This is a genomic window from Arthrobacter sp. YC-RL1 (genome assembly GCF_001454985.1).
Classification (GTDB): Bacteria; Actinomycetota; Actinomycetes; order Actinomycetales; family Micrococcaceae; genus Glutamicibacter; species Glutamicibacter soli.
This window is the reverse complement of record NZ_CP013297.1, coordinates 103,483-126,332: the sequence shown is the minus strand read 5'-3', so window position 1 is coordinate 126,332 and position 22,850 is coordinate 103,483. Positions and strand designations below refer to the sequence as shown.

The 22,850-nt window shown below is 62.1% G+C and carries 23 protein-coding genes, 2 tRNA genes and 1 riboswitch; of the genes, 14 read left to right on the top strand and 11 right to left on the bottom strand.

The annotated features are described in order from the left end of the window. Positions 1-41: 41 nt before the first annotated feature. From gyrA to ATC04_RS00610, 5 genes are all read left to right on the top strand, one after another. The gene (gyrA, locus tag ATC04_RS00625) at positions 42-2,663 is read left to right on the top strand and encodes a DNA gyrase subunit A (protein WP_047120574.1); all 2,622 of its coding nucleotides are present in this window, start codon (positions 42-44) and stop codon (positions 2,661-2,663) included. Then, a complete protein-coding gene (locus ATC04_RS00620) occupies positions 2,660-3,256 on the top strand; it encodes a DUF3566 domain-containing protein (protein WP_047120575.1) in 597 nt (198 codons plus the stop codon). The genes gyrA and ATC04_RS00620 overlap by 4 nt, the downstream gene beginning before the upstream one ends. Before the next feature lie 120 nt (positions 3,257-3,376). Next, positions 3,377-3,450 (top strand) — tRNA-Ile (locus ATC04_RS00615). 31 nt (positions 3,451-3,481) lie between these two features. Continuing rightward, positions 3,482-3,601 carry a DLW-39 family protein gene (locus ATC04_RS19800; protein WP_209550362.1) on the top strand — a complete coding sequence of 40 codons (120 nt, stop codon included), beginning with the start codon at positions 3,482-3,484 and terminating at the stop codon, positions 3,599-3,601. A 7-nt stretch (positions 3,602-3,608) separates the two neighbouring features. After that, a tRNA-Ala gene (locus ATC04_RS00610) sits at positions 3,609-3,681 on the top strand. Positions 3,682-3,725: 44 nt separating this feature from the next. Here ATC04_RS00610 and ATC04_RS00605 read toward each other — a convergent pair. Further along, positions 3,726-4,916 (bottom strand): glycosyltransferase family 1 protein, encoded by a 1,191-nt coding sequence (locus ATC04_RS00605; protein ID WP_047121024.1) that lies wholly within the window; start codon positions 4,914-4,916, stop codon positions 3,726-3,728. Positions 4,917-5,059: 143 nt separating this feature from the next. Between ATC04_RS00605 and ATC04_RS00600 the strand changes: the two genes are divergently transcribed. Then, positions 5,060-6,028, top strand: coding sequence for a bile acid:sodium symporter family protein (locus ATC04_RS00600; RefSeq protein WP_047121025.1), 969 nt, complete (start codon positions 5,060-5,062; stop codon positions 6,026-6,028). Between the two features lie 117 nt (positions 6,029-6,145). Next, positions 6,146-7,015 carry a DMT family transporter gene (locus tag ATC04_RS00595; RefSeq protein WP_047120576.1) on the top strand — a complete coding sequence of 290 codons (870 nt, stop codon included), beginning with the start codon at positions 6,146-6,148 and terminating at the stop codon, positions 7,013-7,015. A 5-nt stretch (positions 7,016-7,020) separates the two neighbouring features. Here ATC04_RS00595 and ATC04_RS00590 read toward each other — a convergent pair whose 3' ends face one another. After that, positions 7,021-7,227 carry a hypothetical protein gene (locus ATC04_RS00590; RefSeq protein WP_047120577.1) on the bottom strand — a complete coding sequence of 69 codons (207 nt, stop codon included), beginning with the start codon at positions 7,225-7,227 and terminating at the stop codon, positions 7,021-7,023. 170 nt (positions 7,228-7,397) lie between these two features. On the opposite strand from ATC04_RS00590, the gene ATC04_RS00585 reads away from it, so the two are divergent. Continuing rightward, the gene (locus ATC04_RS00585; RefSeq protein ID WP_047120578.1) at positions 7,398-7,943 is read left to right on the top strand and encodes a peptidylprolyl isomerase; all 546 of its coding nucleotides are present in this window, start codon (positions 7,398-7,400) and stop codon (positions 7,941-7,943) included. Positions 7,944-8,206: 263 nt separating this feature from the next. Next, complete coding sequence (locus tag ATC04_RS00580) at positions 8,207-8,908, top strand: rhomboid family intramembrane serine protease (RefSeq protein WP_052772560.1); 702 nt, start codon at positions 8,207-8,209, stop codon at positions 8,906-8,908. A 481-nt stretch (positions 8,909-9,389) separates the two neighbouring features. Here the strand turns inward: ATC04_RS00580 and ATC04_RS00575 are convergent, their stop codons facing one another. Then, complete coding sequence (locus ATC04_RS00575; RefSeq protein ID WP_047120580.1) at positions 9,390-10,007, bottom strand: LysE/ArgO family amino acid transporter; 618 nt, start codon at positions 10,005-10,007, stop codon at positions 9,390-9,392. Positions 10,008-10,078: 71 nt separating this feature from the next. Here ATC04_RS00575 and ATC04_RS00570 point away from each other — a divergent pair, with 71 nt between their 5' ends. Together ATC04_RS00570 and ATC04_RS00565 are read left to right on the top strand one after the other, a co-directional pair. Next, positions 10,079-10,963: an ArgP/LysG family DNA-binding transcriptional regulator gene (locus ATC04_RS00570; protein WP_047120581.1), complete on the top strand. Its 885-nt coding sequence runs from the start codon at positions 10,079-10,081 to the stop codon at positions 10,961-10,963. A gap of 2 nt (positions 10,964-10,965) precedes the next feature. Beyond that, a riboswitch (guanidine-III (ykkC-III) riboswitch) is annotated at positions 10,966-11,034 on the top strand. A gap of 14 nt (positions 11,035-11,048) precedes the next feature. Further along, positions 11,049-11,366: a multidrug efflux SMR transporter gene (locus ATC04_RS00565; protein WP_047120582.1), complete on the top strand. Its 318-nt coding sequence runs from the start codon at positions 11,049-11,051 to the stop codon at positions 11,364-11,366. A gap of 7 nt (positions 11,367-11,373) precedes the next feature. Here the strand turns inward: ATC04_RS00565 and ATC04_RS00560 are convergent, their stop codons facing one another. Beyond that, entirely contained in the window at positions 11,374-11,628 is a 255-nt protein-coding gene (locus tag ATC04_RS00560) for a cell division protein CrgA (protein ID WP_047120583.1), read from the bottom strand. A gap of 221 nt (positions 11,629-11,849) precedes the next feature. On the opposite strand from ATC04_RS00560, the gene ATC04_RS00555 reads away from it, so the two are divergent. From ATC04_RS00555 to ATC04_RS00550, 3 genes are read left to right on the top strand one after another with little or no spacing between them, the layout of a single operon-like run. Beyond that, positions 11,850-12,617 (top strand): class E sortase, encoded by a 768-nt coding sequence (locus tag ATC04_RS00555; RefSeq protein ID WP_052772602.1) that lies wholly within the window; start codon positions 11,850-11,852, stop codon positions 12,615-12,617. Positions 12,618-12,626: 9 nt separating this feature from the next. Continuing rightward, on the top strand, positions 12,627-12,797 hold the full coding sequence (locus ATC04_RS19680) for a hypothetical protein (RefSeq protein ID WP_047120584.1): 171 nt from the start codon (positions 12,627-12,629) through the stop codon (positions 12,795-12,797). Further along, a complete protein-coding gene (locus ATC04_RS00550; RefSeq protein ID WP_047120585.1) occupies positions 12,794-13,438 on the top strand; it encodes an aminodeoxychorismate/anthranilate synthase component II in 645 nt (214 codons plus the stop codon). Before ATC04_RS19680 ends, ATC04_RS00550 begins: the two co-directional genes overlap by 4 nt. Before the next feature lie 57 nt (positions 13,439-13,495). On the opposite strand, the gene pknB is transcribed toward ATC04_RS00550, so the two are convergent. From pknB to ATC04_RS00515, 7 genes are read right to left on the bottom strand one after another with little or no spacing between them, the layout of a single operon-like run. Further along, positions 13,496-15,430 carry a Stk1 family PASTA domain-containing Ser/Thr kinase gene (gene pknB / locus ATC04_RS00545; protein WP_047120586.1) on the bottom strand — a complete coding sequence of 645 codons (1,935 nt, stop codon included), beginning with the start codon at positions 15,428-15,430 and terminating at the stop codon, positions 13,496-13,498. Further along, positions 15,430-17,247 (bottom strand): protein kinase, encoded by a 1,818-nt coding sequence (locus ATC04_RS00540; protein WP_047120587.1) that lies wholly within the window; start codon positions 17,245-17,247, stop codon positions 15,430-15,432. The genes pknB and ATC04_RS00540 overlap by 1 nt, the downstream gene beginning before the upstream one ends. Beyond that, the gene (locus tag ATC04_RS00535; protein ID WP_047120588.1) at positions 17,244-18,707 is read right to left on the bottom strand and encodes a penicillin-binding protein 2; all 1,464 of its coding nucleotides are present in this window, start codon (positions 18,705-18,707) and stop codon (positions 17,244-17,246) included. Before ATC04_RS00535 ends, ATC04_RS00540 begins: the two co-directional genes overlap by 4 nt. Then, entirely contained in the window at positions 18,704-20,101 is a 1,398-nt protein-coding gene (locus tag ATC04_RS00530) for an FtsW/RodA/SpoVE family cell cycle protein (RefSeq protein WP_047120589.1), read from the bottom strand. The genes ATC04_RS00535 and ATC04_RS00530 overlap by 4 nt, the downstream gene beginning before the upstream one ends. Next, positions 20,098-21,495: a protein phosphatase 2C domain-containing protein gene (locus tag ATC04_RS00525; RefSeq protein WP_047120590.1), complete on the bottom strand. Its 1,398-nt coding sequence runs from the start codon at positions 21,493-21,495 to the stop codon at positions 20,098-20,100. The genes ATC04_RS00530 and ATC04_RS00525 overlap by 4 nt, the downstream gene beginning before the upstream one ends. A gap of 3 nt (positions 21,496-21,498) precedes the next feature. After that, positions 21,499-21,978, bottom strand: coding sequence for an FHA domain-containing protein (locus ATC04_RS00520; RefSeq protein WP_047120591.1), 480 nt, complete (start codon positions 21,976-21,978; stop codon positions 21,499-21,501). Further along, complete coding sequence (locus ATC04_RS00515) at positions 21,975-22,808, bottom strand: DUF3662 and FHA domain-containing protein (RefSeq protein WP_047120592.1); 834 nt, start codon at positions 22,806-22,808, stop codon at positions 21,975-21,977. Before ATC04_RS00515 ends, ATC04_RS00520 begins: the two co-directional genes overlap by 4 nt. Positions 22,809-22,850: the final 42 nt, after the last annotated feature.

Genomic DNA, 22,850 nt, shown 5'->3' with positions numbered 1-22,850 from the left:
ACCCGCGGACCGTAGAACTTTTTGATGTGTAAGGGAAGAAATTGAGCGACGAGCAGACCCCTGAGAACGAACCGCTGGACGGCGAGGTCATAGCGCACGAGGGCGGGCGCATTGACCAGATCGACCTGCAGGCAGAAATGCAGCGGTCCTATCTTGACTACGCCATGGCCGTGATCGTCGGCCGCGCGCTGCCGGATGTGCGCGACGGCCTGAAGCCGGTGCACCGCCGCGTCATCTATGCGATGTTCGACGGCGGCTACCGCCCCGAGCGCGCGTACAACAAGTGCGCCCGCGTGGTCGGCGAGGTCATGGGCCAGTACCACCCGCATGGCGACACCGCGATCTACGATGCGCTGGTCCGCCTGATCCAGGACTGGGTCATGCGCTACCCGCTGGCCCTGGGCCAGGGCAACTTCGGTTCCCCGGGCAATGACGGTGCGGCCGCCCAGCGTTACACCGAGACCAAGATGGCCCAGCTGGCCATGGAAATGGTCCGCGACATCAACGAGGACACCGTTGATTTCCAGGACAACTACGATGGCAAGAACCAAGAACCCACCGTCCTGCCGGCGCGTTTCCCGAACCTCTTGGTCAACGGCTCCTCCGGCATCGCCGTGGGCATGGCCACCAACATCCCGCCGCACAACCTGCGTGAGGTCGCCGAGGGCGTGCAGTGGTACCTGCAGAACCCGGAAGCGTCGCGCGAGGAACTGCTGGCGGCGTTGATGCAGCGCGTGAAGGGCCCGGACTTCCCGACCGGAGCCATGATCCTTGGCACCAAGGGCATTTCCGATACCTACCGCACCGGCCGTGGCTCGATCACCATGCGCGCTGTGGTCAACGTGGAGGAAATCCAGGGCCGCACCTGCCTGGTGGTCACCGAGCTGCCGTACATGGCCAACCCTGACAATCTGGCGGTGAAGATCGCCGAGCTGGTGCGCGACGGCAAGATCTCCGGCATCGCGGACATGCGCGACGAGACCTCGGGCCGCACCGGCCAGCGCCTGGTGATCGTGCTCAAGCGCGATGCCGTGGCCAAGGTGGTGCTGAACAACCTCTACAAGCACACCGAGCTGCAGTCCAACTTCTCCGCCAACATGCTGGCGATCGTGGACGGGGTGCCGCGCACCCTGCCGCTGGATGGATTCATCCGCCACTGGGTCACCCACCAGATTGAAGTCATCGTCCGACGCACGCAGTACCGCCTGCGCAAGGCCGAGGAAGAGGCGCATATCCTGCGCGGCCTGCTCAAGGCGCTGGACGCATTGGACGAGGTCATCGCCCTAATCCGCCGTTCCTCGACCACCGAGGCGGCACGCGACGGGCTGATGGAGCTGCTGGACATCGACGAGGAACAGGCCCGCGCCATCCTCGACATGCAGCTGCGCCGCCTGGCCGCCCTGGAACGCCAGAAGATCCAGGACCGCCATGCAGAGCTCGAGCGCATGATCTCCGAATTCAAGGCGATCATCGCCGATCCGCAGCGCCAGCGCACCATCGTCTCGGAAGAGCTGGCCGAGATCGTGGACAAGCATGGCGACGACCGCCGCACCAAGATCCTCATGGGCTTCGACGGCGACATGAGCGTCGAGGACCTGATTCCCGAAGAGGAAATGGTCGTCACCATCACCCGAGGCGGCTACGTCAAGCGCACGCGCATCGACAACTACCGTTCGCAGGCCCGCGGCGGCAAGGGCATCAAGGGCGCGTCCCTGCGCGGTGACGACGTGGTGGAACACTTCTTCGTTACCTCCACGCACAACTGGCTGCTGTTCTTCACGAACCACGGCCGCGTCTACCGCACCAAGTGCTACGAGTTGGCCGAGGCCGGCCGCGATGCCAAGGGGCAGCACGTGGCCAACGTGATGGCATTCCAGCCGGACGAACACATCGCCCAGGTGCTTGACCTGCGCACCTACCAGGATGCGCAGTACCTGATGCTGGCTACCCGCAACGGCCTGGTGAAGAAGACCCGCCTGGAGGACTACGACACCAACCGCACCGCCGGCGTGATCGCCATCAACCTGCGCGAGGACGACGAACTGGTCTCCGCGCAGCTGGTCAGCGAATCCGATGATGTGATGCTTGTCTCGCGCAAGGGCCAGTCGGTGCGCTTCACCGCCACCGACACAGCGCTGCGCCCGATGGGCCGCGCCACCTCCGGCGTGACCGGCATGAAGTTCCGCGACGGCGACGAACTGCTCGCCGCCGACGTGGTCCGCGAAGGCTCCTACATGTTCACGGTGACCGACGAGGGCTACGCCAAGCGCACCACGGTCGAGGAATACCGCGTGCAATCCCGCGGCGGCTTGGGCATTAAGGTGGCCAAGCTCAACGAGGAACGCGGCGAACTGGTCGGCGCCATGATCGTCGACGAGACCGACGAGGTGCTGGTGGTCATGGGCTCGGGCAAAGTGGTCCGCTCCGCGGTTTCGCAGGTTCCTTCCAAGGGACGCGACACCATGGGCGTGATCTTCGCGAAGCCCGACAAGAAGGATTCGATCATCGCGGTCGCCAAGAATACTGAAACCGAGCTTGAAGAGAACTCGGAGGAAGATACCGTAATCTTGGATCCGGAAAACATCACCAATGAGTCATCAGGCACGTCGGAAAGCATTTCCGAGTCCGCAGAAGATGACACCACTAACGGAGGTAACGCATGAGCACGCCCTCGACGCCACGCCCCAGCGGCAGTGCCCCGAAGAGCGCAGCGCCGCGGCCTACCCAGGTAAAGCGACCTGCGACCGCCGGCAGCCGCCCAGCACCGGGCCAGCGCCCGGCCGCCGGACAGCAGCGTCCGGCCGGAGCGCCCCGCCCATCCGCTCCACGCCCAACCGGCCAGCAGCGTCCCGCTGGAAGTCAGGAGCGCCTGGTGCGTCCTGCGCCGAAGGCGAAGGTCCGCAAGGCCCGCCTACTGGTTTCCAAGGTTGAACCGTTCTCGGTCCTGAAAATCGCCTTCCTGCTCTCGGTGGCCTTCGGCGTCATCACCGTGGTCGCCGCGGTGGGCATCTGGGCCGTGCTGGACCTGAGCGGAACGTTCGATGCCTTCAACCAGCTGATGCGCGATGCCATTGGCGCTGAAGACAGCTTCGACCTGCGCGATTCGATGTCCCTGGGCCAGGTGGCGTCCTATGCAACCATTCTTGCCGTGGTCAACGTGGTCGTGATTTCGGTGGTCGCCATGCTGGGATCGGTGTTGTACAACATCGCTTCCTCGCTGGTTGGCGGCGCCGGAGTGACCCTCACAGACGACTAGAATCACCCAAGTCGAGCCCGGGATTCATGCTGTGACGCATGACACCCGGGCTCGATTTGTATCTTCGTAAAAACCCCGGTAAAGTTTTATTTCGTTCCGAAGGGAACAAAACAAAAGCAAGGGCGTATAGCTCAGGCGGTTAGAGCGCTTCGCTGATAACGAAGAGGTCCCAAGTTCAAGTCTTGGTACGCCCACCGAATCCTTGCTGGAGGGAAAGAGGAAGTAATGAAAAAGTTCCTGGTTCTCGCAACGATCGCAACTGCAGCGGCAGTTTTGATCAAGAAGGTCAAGGCTTCTTCGGAAACCAAGGATACCTGGCACCAGGTAGCCGATAAAGTTTCCTAATGCTTTTGGGGCCTTAGCTCAGTTGGTAGAGCGCCTGCTTTGCAAGCAGGATGTCAGGAGTTCGAATCTCCTAGGCTCCACACCAGAAAACGACGGAAAGCAAAAGCTTTCCGTCGTTTGTTCGTTAACCCCGGCCCTTGTCCAAGCGCCGGCTCCCAACCAGAGCCGGGCCCGTTGCGCTGCCCTGGCGCCTGAGCACCGATTTGTAGTGCTCGAGCAGCTCGTCGCCGATCTTCTGCCAGCTCCTTCCCTGCACGCTTCCCAGCGCGGCAGCGGCGAACGCCTCGCGCTTGCCATCGTCGAAGACCAGGTCGCTGACGCGGTAGGCGAGCTCGTCGAGTTGTCCTGGCTCATACAGCCACCCCGTTCGCGAAGAATCCACCAGATCCAGCGGGCCGCCCCTGCCCACGGCAACCACCGGGACGCGGCTGGCCATCGCTTCCTGGATGGTCTGGCAGAAGGTCTCCGACTCCCCCGGGTGCACGAAGACGTCAAGGGATGCCATGATTTCGGCCAGCCGGATGCCGGACAAGAACCCGGTGAAATGGGCTTTAGGCATCAGTGCCCGCAGCTCGAGCGACTGGGGGCCCGAACCCACGACCACCAGACGCGCTCCAGGCAGCTCGCTGAGTGCCCGAAGGTCCTCGACCTGCTTGTCGGCCGACAAGCGGCCTACATAGCCGATGAGGCGCTCTCCGGATGGTGCAACGGTTTTGCGGAAGGCCTCGTTCCTCCGGCCGGGCGAGAACAGCGCGGTATCGACTCCCCTGCGGAACAATTCCAGGTTGCGGATCCCGAGCGAATCCAGCTGGGCCATGGAAAAGCTGCTGGGGGCCAGCGTCAGGTCCGCAGCGCTATGGACGGCCCTGACATGCTCCCAGAGCCTGTCGGCCAGCCAGGGGAACTTGTAGCGCGCCGCATAGGTGGGAACTTCCGTTTGGTATATCGCAACGGTCGGCAATCCGAGCTCGCCGGCCGCACGCAGCGCACTCCAGCCCAGGAGAAACGGGCTGGCCAGATGAACCAGTTCCACCTGCTCCCGGCGCAGGATCCTTCGCAGCCTATGCCACGAGGCAGTGGACAGCCGTACGTCGGGATACGTCGGCAGCGGTATCGAAGGTACGGTGATGACGCGGAACCCTCGGTAGCGCTTGGGAACTGCCTTCCCACTGAACTCGTTGGCCAGCGAGCCTGCTGGGGCGATGACGACGGCTTCGTGGCCCCTGAGAGCCAGATGCTCAAGGGTCCGCAGGATCGAATTGGTAACCCCGTTGACGTGTGGAAGAAAGGATTCAGCGATGATTGCTACTTTCACACCTACAGCTTCGGCCCTGCAGATGGCCATGAAATGAACTGGAATTGCAGGACGCATGAACAGGAATATTCGGCTGGTGCTGTCCCCAGTTGAAACCAAGCGCCAATAGTTGGCAGGATGTCAGGGTGCTGAATGACGATGCAATGCGCCGAGACATCGACGCGACCCAGACGAAGACCGAGAGCAATTCGCGAATCGCGGTGCTGCTCTTCCCTGCTCTGATCCTGCTCGGCGGCGTCGCCGGAGTCCTGGTCCCCCATGCTTTTTCCGGGCTGTCGTCATGGATCAATCCACTGCTGATGATCATCATGTTCTGCATGGGGCTAACGCTCACCCTGCCGGACTTCGGACTGGTTTTAAAGAATCCGCTTCCGGTGCTCGGCGGCGTCGCTGCCCAGTTTGTCGTGATGCCGGCGATGGGCTGGCTGGTGGCGTGGGGGCTGAACCTGGATCCTGCCCTGGCTGCCGGTCTGATCCTGGTTGGCTGCGCACCAGGCGGTACCGCTTCCAACGTCGTCGCCTACCTGGCAAAGGGGAATGTGGCGCTCTCCGTGGCGATGACGTCGCTGTCCACTCTTGCTGCACCCGTTCTCACTCCGTTGCTCGCGTTCTGGCTTGCCGGCCAGTATCTGCCGGTGGACGCCCGGTCCATGGCAGGAACGGTCCTCCAGGTCGTCTTGATTCCAGTGGTACTTGGCATCGTGCTTCGGATGCTTCTCAACAAAGCAGTGCTCAGGATCTTGGCGGCCCTGCCCTGGCTCTCGGTCACGGCCATCACCATCGTGGTGACCATCATCGTGGCTGGCAGCTCCGAGGCGATCCTGTCCGCAGGGCTGCTGATCTTCGTGGCAGTTGTCCTGCACAACGGTCTCGGACTGCTGCTCGGCTACGGCATCGGAAAATTGCTACGGGTACCTGAGGCTTCCCGGCGGACGATCGCCATCGAAGTCGGGATGCAGAATTCCGGTCTTGCCGGCGGGCTGGCGAAGCAGTATTTCACGCCCGAAGCAGCTCTTCCCGCTGCAGTATTCTCCGTGTGGCATAACTTGTCAGGAGCCATAATCGCAGCCTTCTGGCGAAGGAAGCGACGCGCGCAATATAGCCTAAAATAGCTTATGACATATATATATGCATATAAAAGAATGTATTTTCTGGACCCGGTTCGCAGGCTACATCGGGATTGCGGCAAACGATTTAAGAGCGGTATCAACAACGGGTAATCTTAGCCTGTGACATTTTTGCTTGCTGCACTGGGAATCCTGGGGATTTCGGCCTCCGGCCCGATCATCGCTGCATTTCCCCAGGTTCCCGTGCTGTCCATGGCTTTGTGGCGCAATGGCGCAGCTGCCGCCGTTCTGTCAGTTCCCGTGCTCAAGAGGAACCGGCAGTCCTATCGGCAGATCACGAGCCGTGAATGGTTCTTCACCAGCGTCGCCGGTGTCGCCTTGGCACTGCATTTCGTGTGCTTCATGTACTCGATGCGCCTGACCAGCGTCGCCGCCGGCACCGCCCTAGTGTGCATCCAAGGTGTATGGATCGCGCTCTTCCAGGCATCGCGCGGGGTCCGGTACCGCAAGCCGGTTTTCTTCGGGATGGGCATTGCGATCTTGGGAGTCGTGCTGATTACCGGTTTCGATCTGGGACAGGGCTGCGATGCAATTATCGGAGACCTGCTCGCCCTTGCTGGCGGTGTGCTTGCCGCCATTTACACACTGGCGGGTGCCACGGCACGCAAGACCATGGGCACGGCAACGTACTCCTCCAGCTGCTACGGCATCACCGCGGTGATTCTGCTGGTGCTTTGTCTGGTGGCCGGCCAGCCGGTCTGGGGTTTCAACGCCACCGGATGGCTTGGAATCATCCTGCTTACCGTCTGCGCCCAGCTGCTCGGGCACACGGCCATGAACCACCTGCTCAATGTGCTGGGCCCGCTGACAGTTTCCACGCTGATCCTGCTCGAGATTCCAGGCGCCGCTCTGCTTGCGGCGCTGGTACTAGGGCAAGTCGTGCCGACGGCGACCTATCTGGGACTTGCAGTGATCCTGTTGGGGCTGGTTCTCGTGGTCAGAGGCCAAGTACCGCCTAAAACCGCGGCGTGACCCAGTTACTGGTCTTCGCTCAGAATTTCGCGTACTTCGTCGACAGTCGCTTCGCGCGACGCGACCGGCTGCTGCGGCTCGGCGCTGGCAGGCTCGTTTTCCCATGGGTCCTCAACCGGCTTGGACGCTTTCCAAGCGGCCACCAGCAATGCGACGAGTCCGGCAATTAGGCCTACGGCTAGTAGCTTTCCAGCATTGCTCTTCTTGCTCATGTTTGCTCCCTCTTGATTCAAGCTGTTGTCGAACAGACACCTCCAGCCTAGGCACATGCCACTGCCGGAGCCAGCGTTTGGCCGCCGTGCATCGAAAATTGCCCGAAATTTTCACTGACCGCGTAGGCCGCTTTTCGCGGCTCGGGCCGTGCTCATGGAAGAATAAGAGCATGACCGCAAACGCAACGCACAAAGCCACGATTCACACCTCTTTGGGCGACATCGTTGTCGATCTTTTCGGCAACCACGCTCCAAAGACTGTCAGCAACTTCGTCGGCCTTTCCACCGGTGAGCAGGAGTGGGTTCACCCGGAATCCGGTGACAAGAAGACCAACACCCCGCTGTACAGCGGAACCATTTTCCACCGCATCATTGCAGACTTCATGATTCAGGGCGGCGACCCACTGGGCCAGGGCTTCGGTGGCCCAGGCTACCAGTTCGATGATGAGATCCACCCGGAACTGAACTTCAACGAGCCTTACAAGCTGGCCATGGCCAACGCAGGCATCCGCATGGGCCGCGGCACCAACGGTTCGCAGTTCTTCATCACCACCGTTCCAACCACCTGGCTGCAGGGCAAGCACACCATCTTCGGTGAAGTCACCGAAGCCGAGTCCCGCAAGGTTGTCGACGCTCTGAATGCTGTTGCCACCGATGGCCGCGACAAGCCACTGGAAGACGTAGTTATCAACTCGATCGACATCGAGACCCTGTAACTTCTTCGTCCCGCGATTCGAAGGCTCCGGCGATTCCCTTAGTGGAGTCGACGGGGCCTTCGATGCTTAACCACGACTGTTCAACCCAACGCTAGGTAGAAAACCAAATGTCTTACGGGCAAGTGAATCCTCAAGGCCACTCCCAGCCAACCTGCTTTCGGCATCCAGAGACGGTCTCGTATGTCTCATGCAACCGCTGCGGGCGTCCAGTTTGCCCGCAGTGCCAAGTCCCTGCACCCGTCGGTGTTCAGTGCGTTGAATGCGTGAGGCAGGCGAATCAGAATATTCCGACGCAGAAGACGCAATTCGGCGGCCGTCTGCGCACCGGCGCACCCCTGGTCACGATGATTTTCATCGGGCTGAATGTGTTCGTCTACCTGCTGCAGTGGATTATTCCCGGCTTTACCAAGGATCTGGTGCTGATCCCGGCCATCGCGGCCTACGAACCATGGCGCCTGCTCACCAGTGCCTTCGCGCACTCCACAGGATCGTTCCTCCACATTCTCATGAACATGTACGGCGTCTACATTTTCGGCATGCTTCTCGAACCTCGGCTTGGCAGGCTTCGATTCACATGGCTGTACCTTCTCAGCGCATTGGGCGGTTCGTTGGGAGTCATGCTTCTGAGTCCGGCTACGACGGCAACACTGGGCGCTTCCGGCGCCTTGGCGGGCCTCTTCCTGGCTACGTTCGTAGTTCTGCGAGGCAACAAGCAGGCGCTGCGCCAAATGGCGATTATTCTGGCGCTTAACGTCGTCCTCGGCTTCGTTGTTTCGGGAATCTCATGGCAGGCCCACCTCGGCGGCGCGGTGGCCGGCATTGTCGCCGCTTCTTGCATCATGTTGATTCCTAGGAGTAATCCACAGCGTTCGAAGATTCAGCTTTCGCTCTTGGGTGCATTGAGCGTGGTCATGATTGTTTCAACCTATCTCGCCGTCGAATCGGCTAAGTGGCCTCTGGCCTGATTCGAAAACACGCCAGCAAAGATATCCACACCGCTTATCCACACTGTTAATAACTTACACCCGTGTAACTCCGCGTCGGCGAAGTTATTAACAGCCCGGATTGACTGCAATCCCAGGGAATAAGCCTCCCGAATCGTAGATACTCACACCTTTCTCCCCAGCTGTGGATAACTTTTAAACACGGCTGTAGATATCGCGTCTACGAACGGGAAACCTGTTAATAACCTGCGGTTCGAATCTTTAAACGAAACAGGTGAGTGCTACCGCTTGTTCGGTAAAATGGGTATTTCCACAAGAGGGATCCACAGTGTTAATAACTTTTGTACACAACTAATTTGTTGCATAAAAACCCTCTGACATGGAGCTTTGCTCTAAATTAAACACAAATGCCCATGTTGTCCCCATCTGTGGATAACGTTGTGAACAAGTTGTGACTACGGGCTATCCACAACGCCTGTGGATAGGTGTGGATAGTTGTTGGTTAACTGGTGAAAAGTGGTGCCAAGAGCATGATGGCGAATGACGACATGAAGATGCAGATGAGGCCATCCAGAACCCGCCAGGCGGTGGGCTTGGCGAAGAATCTGGACAGGAAGCGCGCTGCATACCCCAGCGCGGTAAACCAAAGCACGCTTGCCAGCATCGCTCCCACCGCGAAGGCGCCAGACGCTTGGCCCTGGGATGCGCCGATGGAGCCGAGCAGAAGCACCGTGTCGATGTAGACATGGGGGTTGAGCCATGTCAGCATCAGCGCCGTCGCGGCAACCGACCATGCAGTGGTTGGTGCTGAGGTGCTCGACGAATCCATGCCCGATGGAGCGATGGCGCGTCGCAGTGCAAAAAAAGCATAGCAAATCAGGAAGATTGCTCCGCCGATGCGGGCAATCGTCAGGATCCATGGAGCTCGCTCCACAACCATGCCCACGCCGGTTATGCCCGCGAAAATGAGTACTACGTCGGACAGTGCGCAAAGCACCACCGTCAGCAGGATGTGTTCGCGGCGAATTCCCTGTCGCAGGACAAACGCGTTCTGCGCTCCGATGGCAACAATGAGCGATAGTCCCGTCGAGAGTCCGAGAAGGAGGGAAGCGTTGATCATGGAATGACATTACGAAAATCAACAAGATGATGTCGAACTTAAGTTTCTGATTCTGCATTAGGGTATCTAATGTGAAATTCGATGTGGAACACCTGCAGACGCTGTTGGCCGTCGTGGATGCTGGAAGCTTCGATGATGCATCCATTGATCTGGGGATTACTGCCTCTGCCGTGAGTCAGCGGATTAAGGCACTGGAGAACAGGCTGGGGGCCGTGCTGGTCGTGCGCAGCCGTCCTGTGGTTCCGACGGAGCAGGGAATCAAGGTGTTGCGGTATGCGCGGCAAATTGCGGCGTTGAGCGCAGAATTCTCCTACGAGATCTCCCTGACAGGCCACCAGCAGATCGCCGTGGGAGTGAATGCCGACTCGCTATCGACCTGGTTTACGCCGGTTTTCGACGAGCTGGCCCGCTGGACCGATGTTTCGGTCGAGATCCTGCGCATGGATGAGAGTCGATCCCTCGACACCTTGCGCAGCGGGCGGGTCAGCGCGGTGGTCACCAATAGCTCGGTTGCCGCCCAAGGATGCACTGTCCGCAAGCTCGGCGCGTTGCGCTATCGAGCAGCGTGCACCCCCGGGATGGCCCGGGAGCACTTCGCCCGTGGATCCTCCGATGGATTCCTAACCGCCCCCATGATGATTTTCGACCGCGAAGATCGGTTGCAGCACCATTTGCTGGAGCAGCTGGGGCTGGATCCGGGCCAGCGGCACGGGGCAGTGCACATGGTTCCGGATTCATGGCAGTTCTTGCGCGCGATCCAGGCGGGCATGGGATGGGGGATGGTCCCCGAACAACAACTCGCTCAAGTTCACGGGCTCGAAGAGCTCGATGATCGGTGGTTCATCGACGTCCCGTTGTATTTTCAGCGCTGGTCCGTGGATTCGGAGATTCTCGGACGCTTGGAATCCACACTGCTTCAGGTGGCCAGCGAGAGCGGCCTGGATTTGCTAACCTGAATGCCAAGCGGGCACTTCGGTCCGCATCCGGACGATGGAGCCGTACCCGGGATCACGACAAGACGGCCAGAGAAGGAATCTGGCGATGTACTGGCTTGTCTTGATTGTTTCCGGGATTTTTGAAGCCGTCTGGGCGACTGCGCTGGGGCTCAGCGACGGATTGTCGCGGCTGGTCCCCACCGTCGTATTCTTCGTGGCACTGCTGCTTTCCATGGGCGGACTAGCCTACGCAATGAAAGAAATCCCCACCGGAACCGCCTACGCGGTCTGGGTGGGGATCGGTGCATCGCTGACCGTCATCTACTCGATGGCCACGGGGCAGGAGCCGGTGACCATTTTGAAGATGGTTTTCATTCTCGGCCTGGTTGGATGCGTGATCGGCCTGAAAGCCGTCAGCCACTAATGTGGGTCTATTTCCAGCCTGTGGTCATGAAGAATCCAACCATGGCAATGCCGAAGCCGATGACGATGTTCCAGCCGCCGATGTTCGGGATCGGGAACAGGGTCTGGGAAATGTAGTAGACCATGATCCACACCAGGCCCAGAAGCATCAGGCCGAACATCACCGGCTTGTACCAAGCGGGCATCGGCTTATCCACGGCATGGGATCCCTGGTTCTCCTGGGACTGTGGCTTGTTCTTGCGTCGTGGCTTTGACTCCGGCACTCGAATGCTCCCTTAGCTTCTTCCGCATAATGTAGTACATGTGGGAGACGATTGGATCCTCCCGGTACGCTAGGTGCAGGAGAACGTTCGCATCGTTCCAGTTTTCCTGCGTAGCTTCCATACTAACGGTAATGCGTCCTGCCCAGAGAGTCGGAACGACTCCTCGCCAAGGAGCTTGCGCCTTTACCGATGCCCGCCCTTAAACAAGGAGCATGATCGACGTGAACCGTGCCGCAACCGCGACAGGCCGCCGAGCGACCCGCCCTCGGCAGTCAGTGGGTAGCCGGATCGCCGGGTTCTTCGGTGAGCTGCTGATTACCCTCGGCATCGTGCTCATGCTCTACGTGGCGTGGGAACTGTGGTGGACAAACATCGATTCGGCCCAGGCCCAGCAGGAAGTCACGAACAATCTGGTTCAAAACCTCGGCGAAGTGGTCATTCCGGAGGTCAAGGACGACGGCAAGGACTACGGCCCGGCGCCGGTGTCCGAATTCGGGTCGGGGGAGACCTTCGGCATCATGTATTTCCCGACGTGGGGATCGAACGGAACCTACCATCCGGTCACCAACGGGGTGGGGGACGACGTCATCAACAACCTGGGCATCGGGCACTACCCGAACACCCAGCAGCCCGGAGAAAAGGGAAACTTCGCGGTGGCGGCGCACCGCCAGACGCATGGCCAGGTGTTCTGGGACATCGACAAGCTCCACGAGGGCGACAAGATCTACCTCCAGACCAAGGACGGCTATTACACCTACACTTGGTCCAAGACGGAGATCGTGAATCCCTCCGATGGGGAGGTCCTGCTTCCCGTGCCGCACGAGTGGGGTGCCGAACCAACGGACTCCATTCTCACCATGACCACCTGCCACCCGAAGTACACGACGCGCCAGCGCATGATCGCATACTCGGAGCTGACCGATTGGCGGCCGCTTGATGCCGGGCCGCCATTGGCAATTCGCGATCTTGTTGCCAAGGCAACCAGCTAGGGGAGAACAATGTACGCCTGGATTTTCCGCAACCTGCCCGGTCCTATGTGGCTTCGTATTATCGAATCATTGATCCTCATTGCCGCCGTCGTGCTATTACTGATGATGTATGTCTTCCCGTGGCTGAATGAGTACATCAGCCCGTTCACCGACTCGACGATTGGCCAAAGCACCCAGTGAGCAGCATCAAGATCCTCGTGATCGACAATTATGACAGTTTCGTCTACACCTTGGTGGGGTACTTGCAGGAGCTGGGCGCGCAGACAACCGTCTACCGCAACGACGACCTCTCCTTCGCACAGGCGGCCGAATTGGCCGCCCAGCATGACGGGGTGCTGGTTTCCCCCGGCCCGGGCGACCCGGCAGGCGCCGGCGTGAGCATCGAGCTGATCAAGTGGTGCGGCGAGCAGTCCAAGCCGATGCTCGGGGTCTGCCTGGGCCACCAGGCGCTAGCCGAGGCCTATGGCGGGGTCGTGACCCACGCCGAGGAACTAATGCATGGCAAGACCTCGCTGGTCTCCCACGACGAGCATCCGGTGTTTGCCAAGGTGGCGAATCCGTTCACCGCCACCCGCTACCACTCGCTGGCTGCAGTGCGCGAGAGCATCCCCGACGAACTTGAAATCATTGCCCAGACCGAGGGAGGCGTCATCATGGGGCTGGCGCACCGTGCTGCGCCGCTGTGGGGCCTGCAGTACCACCCGGAGTCGGTGCTGACCGAGCAGGGCTACCAGATGCTCGGCAATTGGCTGGAATTCGTCGGTCTGGCCGGGGCGGCCGAGAAGGCGTCAACACTCAGCCCGCTATTCAGCGGCGAATAAACAGCGGTCAAACGCATCGCGCCGGACCTTGGTCCGGCGCGATGCGTTTAATGGCGGTTATTCGGTCTGCGGACCGGTGGTAGGCCGGGTTCGATCTCGTCCATTATTCGACGAGTTGCTGTTGTTTCCGTTATTTCCACCGTTTCCCTTGCCATTATCATCGTCAGATGCGGAAGGCTGGTCTTGGGGGTCTTCGCTGACCGTAGCGCTCGGCGAAGGGGTCGGCGTCGGGGTCGGAGTCTGCTCGGGCTTCTCCTTGGCCACCGAGATCTTGACCAGGCTGCCTTGCTCAACGTCGGTGCCAGCGGCCGGATCCTGCGCGAAGAGCGTGCCTGGCTCGTGGTCGTCGGTCTCCACATCGATGAACTGGACCTTGAGCTGGAAGTCCTCGGCGGTCAGGGCCTTGGTCGCTTCATCCTGGGACATGTTGGTCGCGGCGGGCACTGTGACCTGGCCGGTGGACAGGATCAGGTCGACCTTGGAACCGGCCTTGACCTTTGCTCCCAGCTCCGGGCTGGTGCCGATGACCCAGTCGGTCGGAATTGTCGCCGAGTTCTCGCGGCTAACCTCGCCGACCTCGAGCCCGGCCTGGCGCAGCGCATCGCGCGCCGCGGTTTCGGACTGGTTTTCAAGGTTCTTCGGGATCGTGCGCTGCTCCGAGCCGTCGGAGATGTACAGATCCACGGTGGATTCCTTGGCGATCTCCTGGCCGGTGACAGGGTCGGTGCGGGTCGCGTTGCCCTCGTCGACCTCGTCGCTGAATTCGTGTTTCACGCTCACATTGAACGTCGCGTTGCGCAGCAGGCTGGTGGCGTCCTGTTCGGACATGTTCAGCACGCTCGGCACGGCGACCGGGGCCTTGCGCTCCTGGTCCGCCTGGATTGAACGGATCACCAGGAAGCTGGCGATGCCCACGGCGAGTAGCGCGATGATGGTCAGCAGCACGATCAACCCGCGGTTGGTCTTGTGCCCGGGCTGGTCGTTGGCACGTGCTTCGGACCGGGTGGCGAATACCGGGTGCTCGTTGGTCAGCGGGGCCGGTTCGGCCGCGTAGAGCGTCTCGGTGGAGTCGTGTGTGCCGTAGATCGGCATGGTGTAGGTAGGCACCGTGGATTCGTGGAATTCCACGCCGCGGGAGGCGTCCTCCAAGGCGTCGGCAAAGGCGCCGGCGGACTGGAAGCGCTCGTCACGGTCCTTGGACAGCACCTTGAGCACGATCGGATCGTAGATCGGGTTGATGTCCGGGTTGGCCTCGCTGGGCGGGACCGGTGCTTCGCCGACGTGCTGATAGGCCACCGACACCGGCGAATCCCCGGTGAAGGGCGGCTTGTGGGTGAGTAGCTCGTAGAACAGGCAGCCGGCCGAGTAGATGTCCGTCCGGTAGTCGACCTGTTCGCCACGCGCCTGCTCGGGGGAGAAGTACTGCGCGGTGCCGACCACCGCGGCGGTCTGCGTCATCGTGGCGGAGTTGTCCAGCGCCTGCGCAATGCCGAAGTCCATCAGCTTCACATGGCCCGACTCGGTGACCATGACGTTGGCCGGCTTGATGTCGCGGTGCACCACGTTCTTGGAATGCGAGTGGTCCAGGGCGGAGCAGACGCCGCGGATCAGCTCGACCGCATGGTGGTCGTCGACGTCTCCGTCGGCGATGACCTGCTTCAGGGTGCGGCCGGTGACGTACTCCATGACCATGAAGGGCAGCGCCTCCGCAGACTGGTCGGTCGCCGGCAGCAGTCCGGTGTCGTAGACCGCGACGATGTTCGGGTGGCTGAGCCCGGCCACGGCCTTGGCTTCGCGGCGGAAGCGGTTCACGACCATCGGATTGCCGGCAGTGTCCTGGCGCAGCACCTTGACCGCGACCTGGCGGGCCAGCACGTGGTCGGTCGCGAGGTAGACGTCGGCCATGCCGCCGCGGCCGATCAGCGACTCGATTTCATAGCGCTCGTTGATCAGGCGCGGAAGTCCCGCAGGCAGCGGTTCAAATTCGCTCATTACTCGCCGCCTGGCGCCTCATCCTGCGCAGCGTCCGTCGAATCGGAGGTCTGCGTTGGAGTCGCGGTCGGGGTGGCGGTCGGGGACGACACCGGCTCCGGGCCCTTGGAAACCGTCAGGCTCACGCTGGTCCCGGGGGCGACTTCGCTCTTGGCGGGGACGCTCTGGGAGATCACGGTGCCGGCCACGGACTCGTCGAAGGTTTCCGAACCCTTGACCGCGGCCAAGCCTGCGGACTGCAGCAGCTGCTGCGCGGCGCTGAAGCTCATGCCGGACACCGATGGAACCTGCACGGTTTGCGCGGCCATGGCGTAGACGACCTTGATGGTCGAACCGGCCTCGACGCTGCCCGAAGGGCTCACGGAGAGCACGGTGCCCGGATCGGCGTCCGAGGTCTCCTGGGCGACGTCGTTGACCTCCAAGCCCAGCGACTTCAGCTCGGCGATGACAGTGTCGATGTCCTTGCCCACGAGCGAGGAGCTGACCTGGACGAATTCCTTCTGGGTCTCGCTCGGCGAAGCGGTGGGGGAACTCTGCGTGGGAGCAGTGGTTTCCACGCTGGATTCGGTGGTTTCCGCAGTGGTTTCGGTGGCTTCGGTGCTCTGCGTGGTTTCCGTCGTCGGGCTCTTGCCATCGTTGTTGCCGGTGAACGCGGGGATCAGCCAGGCGGCCAGGCCGATGAGCGCGGCGAGCACGATGATCGCGACCAGCGGGATCACCCACGGGCTGCGCTTGCGCTCCGGGTCCTCGTGGTACTCCTGGACGTCGGCGTCCTCGTCGTCGAACCCCTCGCCGTCGCCGGCGCTGGAGACGGTGAATTCGTCCTGCGCCGGGTTGGCCGGGGCCACCACGGTGGGCATGGCGTTGGTCATCGCCGGCGCGGAATCCGCGGCGGAGAAGGCCTGGGTCGCGTCGTCCTCGAGGTTCAGCGCCTGGGTCGCGTCATCGGCGACGCCGGCAGCCAGCATGCCGGGCACTGCCAGCGTCGCGGTGTTGGTGTCTCCCGCGCGCAGGGCGTCGGCAGCCTTGGCCAGCGCCGTGGCGTTTTCCGGGCGGTCGGCGGGGTTCTTGGCCAGCATCGACATGATCAGCTGGCGCACCGGGGCCGGGATGGTCTCCGGCAGCGGCGGCGGCGCGTCGTTGACCTGGGCCAGGGCGATGGCGATCTGCGATTCGCCGGTGAACGGGCGGCGCCCGGCGAGGCATTCGTAGCCGATGACGCCCAGCGCGTAGATGTCCGAGCTGCCGGTGGCGTTCTGCCCGGTGGCCTGCTCCGGGGCCAGGTACTGGGCGGTGCCCATGACCTGTCCGGTGGCGGTCAGCGGGACCTGGTCGGCAAGGCGGGCGATGCCGAAGTCGGTGATCTTCACGGTGCCCGAGGGCATGACCAGGATGTTGCCCGGCTTCACGTCGCGGTGCACCAGCCCGTGCTCGTGGGCGGCGGCCAGAGCCCGCGCGGTCTGGGCAATCAGCGACAGCGTCCGGTCCACGTCGAGCTTGCGCTCGCGCTCGATGATGGTGGACAGCGGCGGGCCTGGAACGAGCTCCATGACCAGATAGGCCGAGCCTTCCTCCTCGCCGTAGTCGAAGACGCCGGCGATGCCGGAGTGGTTCAGCAGCGCGGTGTGCCGGGCCTCGACGCGGAAGCGGGTCAGGAACGACTCGTTGTTCGTGTATTCCTCTTTGAGGATCTTGATCGCCACGAGGCGTCCAAGAACCTGGTCCCGCGCTTTCCATACTTCGCCCATGCCGCCGATTGCAATGCGATCGGTCAACTTGTAACGCCCGCCCAAGGTGGTGCCGGTTATTGGCCTCACTTGTTGAACACCGCCTCTACCATCTTCTTCATGATTGCCCCGGCCGTGTTGTGGCCAGTGTTGTAGTCTACTTGCTGGATTGTCACCGTGATGGCGACCTGCGGATCATCCGCCGGCGCGAAGCCGGTGATCCAGGAGTTCACGATCGGCGTGCCGTCCTCCAGGGTCTTCACCTGGGCCGTGCCGGTCTTGGCACGGAGGTCGACACCCGGAACCGCAGCGTTCATGGCGGTGCCCGACTGCACCGGTCCCTTCATCAGGGACTTCAGGTCCGCCGCGACCTCCGGGGTCGTCGCCGTGGAGAACTTCTCCGGCTTCGGTTCCTCGATGACCCGCAGATCCGGAGCGGTGACCTTCTTGACCATGTTCGGCTTCATGATCACCCCGTCGTTCGCGATGGCCATGGCGGCCATGTTCATCTGCAGCGGGGTGACCTTGTTGTTGTATTGGCCGATGGCCATCTGGGCCAGCTGCGCCGCAGTGATGTCCTTGGTCGGGAACTGGCTCGGGGTGACCGACTGCGGGATGTCCAGCTGCTGGCCGAAGCCGAAGCGTTCGGTCACGTCCGCGAACTTCTCCAGGCCGAGCTTCTGGCTGATCTCCATGTACGGGGTGTTGCAGCTCTGCGCGAAGATGAACTCCAAGGTGGCCTCGGAACGGCGTCCGCAGATGCCCTCGTAGAAGTTGTTCATCGTGTTGCTGGATCCCGGGTAGTTCACCGACGCGGGGTTCTTGATCACGGTGTTCATGTCGTAGTGCTCGGACTCGAGCGCGGCAACCGTGCTCAGGATCTTGAATGAGGAGCCGGGGGAGACCAGGTCGCCGATCGCCGGGTTGACGTAGGGGCTCAACCCGTCGATCTCGCTGATCTTCTTCATGTTCTTGGCCGCTTCGGAGGTCGAGTGGACCGCCAGGTCGTTGGTGTCGAAGGTCGGCTTGGAGACCATGCTCAGGATTTCGCCGGTCTTCGGGTCGGTGACCACCACGCTGGCGCGCAGGCCGTCAGGGATCGCGTCATAGGCTGCCTGCTGCAGCTTGCCGTCGATGGTCAGCTCCACCGAAGCGCCCTCGGCCTTCTGGCCGGTGAACATTCCGGCCAGGCGGTCGAAGAGCAGGTCGGAGCTCGAGCCGGTCAGCCAGTCGTTCAGCTCGGACTCCAGCTGGGTGGTGCCGTTGGCCAGCGAGTAGTAGCCGGTCAGGTGCGCATACAGCTCGGGATCGGTGTACTTGCGCTGGTAGTTGAACTGGCCGTCGTCGGTTTCCACCGACTCGGCGATCGGCTTGCCGTCCACCAAGATGGCGCCGCGCGGAAGATCGAACTCGCGGAACAGCTGCCGCTTGTTCAGGGCGTTGTCGTTGAGGGTTTCGGCGTTGAAGAACTGGATGTAGCTCAGCGCGCCGAGGCAGATGAGGAACATTGCGGTCAGGGCGACCCATACGCGCTTGATTGCCTGATTCACTGATTGGTCACCGCCTTCCGGTCCTTGAGCCTGCTGGTGGAGGGAGTTGCGATTTCATCGGTAGGTCCTACGGTGCCGCTCATGGGGCGGCGGGCATTGTGCGAGATGAGCAGGAGCAGGGCGATGATGATCCAGTTGGCCAGCAGCGAAGAGCCGCCGGCGGCCATGAACGGGGTGGCCAGGCCGGTCAGCGGGATGAGCCGGGTGACGCCACCGATGATGACCACGCACTGCAGGCCCAGGGTGAAGGCCAGGCCGCTGGCCAGCAGCTTGCCGAAGGTGTCGCGGGCCCCCAGCGCGGCGCGCAGGCCGCGCGAAACCAGCAGCATGAACAGCAAGACGATCGCGGTGACGCCGATCAGGCCGATCTCTTCGCCGAAGGAGGCGATGATCATGTCCGAGTTGGCCAGCGGGACGCGGTACGGGGAACCCCCGCCGAGCCCGGTGCCGAACAGGCCGCCGTCGGCCATGCCGAACAGGCCCTCGACAATCTGCGCGCTGCCGCCCCGGGCCTGGTAGATCTCCGGGTCGAAGGCATTGAGCCAGACGTTCACGCGGCGTTCGACGTGGCCCATGGTCAGCGCGGCGAATACGCCGCCGACCACCACCATCAGCAGGCCGATGATGACCCAGGAGATGCGGGCCGTGGCCACGTAGATCATCAGGATGAACAGGCCGAAGAACAGGATGGCCGAGCCGAGGTCGCGCTGCACCACCAGCACGCCGATGGACAGCAGCCAGGCGATGACCATCGGAGCCATGTCGCGCATGCGCGGGAGCTGCAGCGGCCCGACCTTGCGGCCCGCCATCAGGATCAGGTCGCGGTTCGACGAAAGATATCCGGCGAAGAAGATCGACAGGGTGATCTTGGCCAGCTCGCCGGGCTGCAGCGAGAACGGGCCGACATGGATCCAGATGCGCGCGCCGTTGATCGTGGCGCCCAGGAACGGAATCAGCGGTAGCAGCAGCAGGACGATGGATGCCAGCAGCGCGATATAGGTGAAACGCCGCAGGATGCGGTGGTCCTTCACCGCCCACAGCACCAGGGCCGCGACCAGGATGGCGATGGCCGTCCACATCAGCTGTCGGCTGGACTGGGACGTGCCCTTGGCCAGGTCGATGCGGTGGATCATCGCCAGGCCCAGGGAGTTCAACGCCACGGTGATCGGAAGTATTACCGGATCGGCATACTTGGCGAAAATCCGCAGAAGTACGTGGATGATCAGGGCCAGGGCGCCCATGATCCCCATCTGGATCAAAAAGTTCTTGCTGTCGTTGTCCTCGGTGGCGCTGCCGACCAGGAAGAAGGCGGCACCGCCCACGCACAGGGCCAGCAGCAGCAGCAGGAGCTCGAGATTGCGCCGAGGCACCGGTGCGGTTTGCACTTCGGTCATTGCATGATCTCCTGACAGTAGCTTGGCAACGGCGTTTGCGTGGATTGGTTGTCCGCATTGCCCGGAACCTGGACCGGGCAGTTCTGCTTCGCGGTGACCAGAAGCTCCTGGATGATTGACTGGGCGTGCTCCCGGCTGTCGGCCGGAATGGTGGACTCAACACGCTGGCGCGAGTACTCCGGCAGCGCCTCGAGCGGAACCGAGCTGACGGTGTCGATTTCCGAGAGGGAAATCGGGCCGAGCTCCTGCGGCACGCCCTTGTAGATGGCGACCTTCCCGTCCACCGGGCCGACGAAGTACTGGGTCTGTGTCCACATGTAGCCCCAGGCCCCCAGGATCACCACCAGCACGGCCGTCAAGGTCAACAGGATCGGCATCAGCCAGCGTCGATGCGGCAGCGATTCCTCGATGGGATCCAGCACGCCGCTGGCCGCGGGGGAGCGGTGCGTGAGCAGGGCGGCTGCGCGGCGTTCCCCGGTGTGCTGGGTGACGACAGGGATCTGGCCGGTCTGCGTGGCCAGCTGGGCGGCCCCCACCAGCAGGTGCGGGCGCTGGGAGATCTCGTGGCGCAGCAGCGAGGCGCTGGCCTCGACATCGCCTTCCGCGGCGATTGCCAGCTGGCCGGTATCCGGAGCTGGCTCCAGCGCTTCCGGTTCATCGCCGTCCGGGGCCTGGTCTTCCACGATTTCGAACATCACCACGGTGACGTTGTCAGGTGCGCCGTTCTTCAGCGTGATCGCGACCAAGTCGTTGACCGCCTGATCCATGTCCGGGGTCGAACGGATGATTTCCTCGATGACCGGCAATGGCACTGCGTCGGTCAAGCCATCCGAGCAGAGCATCCAGCGTTCGCCGACGCTTGCCTCGAGCTGCTGGACGTCGAGCTCGGGGGAAGCATCCGAATCGCCCAACACGCGCAGGAGCACGTTCTTGTGGGGGTGGATTTCCGCTTCCGCGCGGCTGATGCGCCCCTCTTCGACGAGGCGCTGGACGAAGGTGTGGTCGGTGCTGATCTGCTCGAAAACGTCGTTTTTCAGGCGGTAGGCGCGTGAGTCGCCGATATGGGCCATGTGCAGCGTCGAGCCGGACAGGAGCAGCGAGGTCACGGTGGTTCCCATGCCGGAAAGCTTGGGATTGGCGCCGACCAGTTCGTTCAAGACGAGATTGGCGGCCTGGATTTCATCCGGCAGCGCATTTTGCGGATCGGCCGTCACTGGACGGTCCAGATGCACCAGATCCAGCACGGTGGAGGCCGAGGCGACGTCGCCTCCTACATGGCCGCCCATGCCGTCGGCCAGGACCGCGAGGTGCTGACCCACATAGGCGGAGTCGTCATTCTTCTTGCGGATTCGTCCGACGTCGGACTTGGCGGCAAATTTAAGCTTCAAAGCCATAGGCTAAGCCTTCAATTCCAAGACAGTCTTCCCAATGCGGATGCGCTGCCCCGGCTCAACTGCCTGGGCACGGGTCAGCTGGCTGTCTCCTACGAAGGTTCCGTTGGTGGAACCGAGATCTTCAATGAACCAGCGCGAGCCCTGTGGGAACAGGCGGGCGTGGCGTCCCGAGGCGTAGTCGTCTTCCAGGACCACCGTCGCATCCTGGGCACGGCCGAAGAGGATCGGCTGCCCCTGCAGGGTGATGGTGCGTCCGGCCAGGGGGCCCTCGAGGATCTGCAATGCGCTTGCGGGTTTGCGGGTGGTCGGTTCCGGCTCGGCCAGCTCGGGGTTCTTCTTCAGCGCCCGGGCGCTCGGCTTTCCGGTGCGCGACCGCGAGCCGATGGCCAGATCGCGGCGCATCGACCCGACCACGCTGAGAACGAGCAGCCAGATCAGGACAAGGAAGCCCAAACGGAGCAGGCTCAGAACGAGGTCATTCATGCATGGTCTCCGTTGTTCGTGGTAATCAGTCGGAAGACGATCTTCGTCTGTCCGATATTGATGATTGAACCGTCAAATATACGGGTTTCAGAGGAAATTTTCTTTCCATCGACGTAGGTTCCGTTGGTGGAACCGAGGTCGGAGACGACATAGGTATTCTGTCCGCGGGTCTCGACGCGGACGTGCTGGCGCGAAACTCCCGAGTCGTCCACCGGGATGTCGGTGCTGGCCGAACGGCCGAGAACGATTGAGTGATGGTGCAATGCGAAACGTTCGCCGTCGACTTCCAAGATCGCCTGCTTGGGGATGGAAGGTGCCGCGGGCTCGGGCTTCGGGCGGCTGGTTGGGCGCGGCTGGGCGGTGGTCTTCGGGGAAGCTGGCTCGCGGGGGATTGCGGCGGCGCCCGATGGCTTGGGCTCCGGTTCGCGAACCGGGGCAGAGGCGGCCGGTTTGGAGCTGGCATCCTTGATGGAACCGTTGATCTCCATCTCGCCGACCTTGAAGTTCGGGTCGGAGACGAAATGGATCATGATGTCGCTCTGCACCGAGTAGCCCTGGGTGCTTGCGTGTTCCGCGGTAACCTTGGCCAGCTCGTTGACGACGGATGAGCCCCATCCCTTGGCGGTCTCGAAGTCCTTCTCGCTCAGGGAAACGACAAAGTCATTCGGCGCCAGGCTGCGGCCCTCGCTAATTGGCAGAATGCCGCGATCCATCTCATTGCGCAGGGCGGTGGTCAGCTCTACGGGTTTGATCTCGCTGGTGCTGGTGCCCCGGAAGAAGCTGGTGACGACCTTCTCCAAGCCTCGTTCGACCTTGTCGAGAAAGCCCATTACTCGCGCTCCTTCCTACCTTTTTGGATATCTATCGAGCCC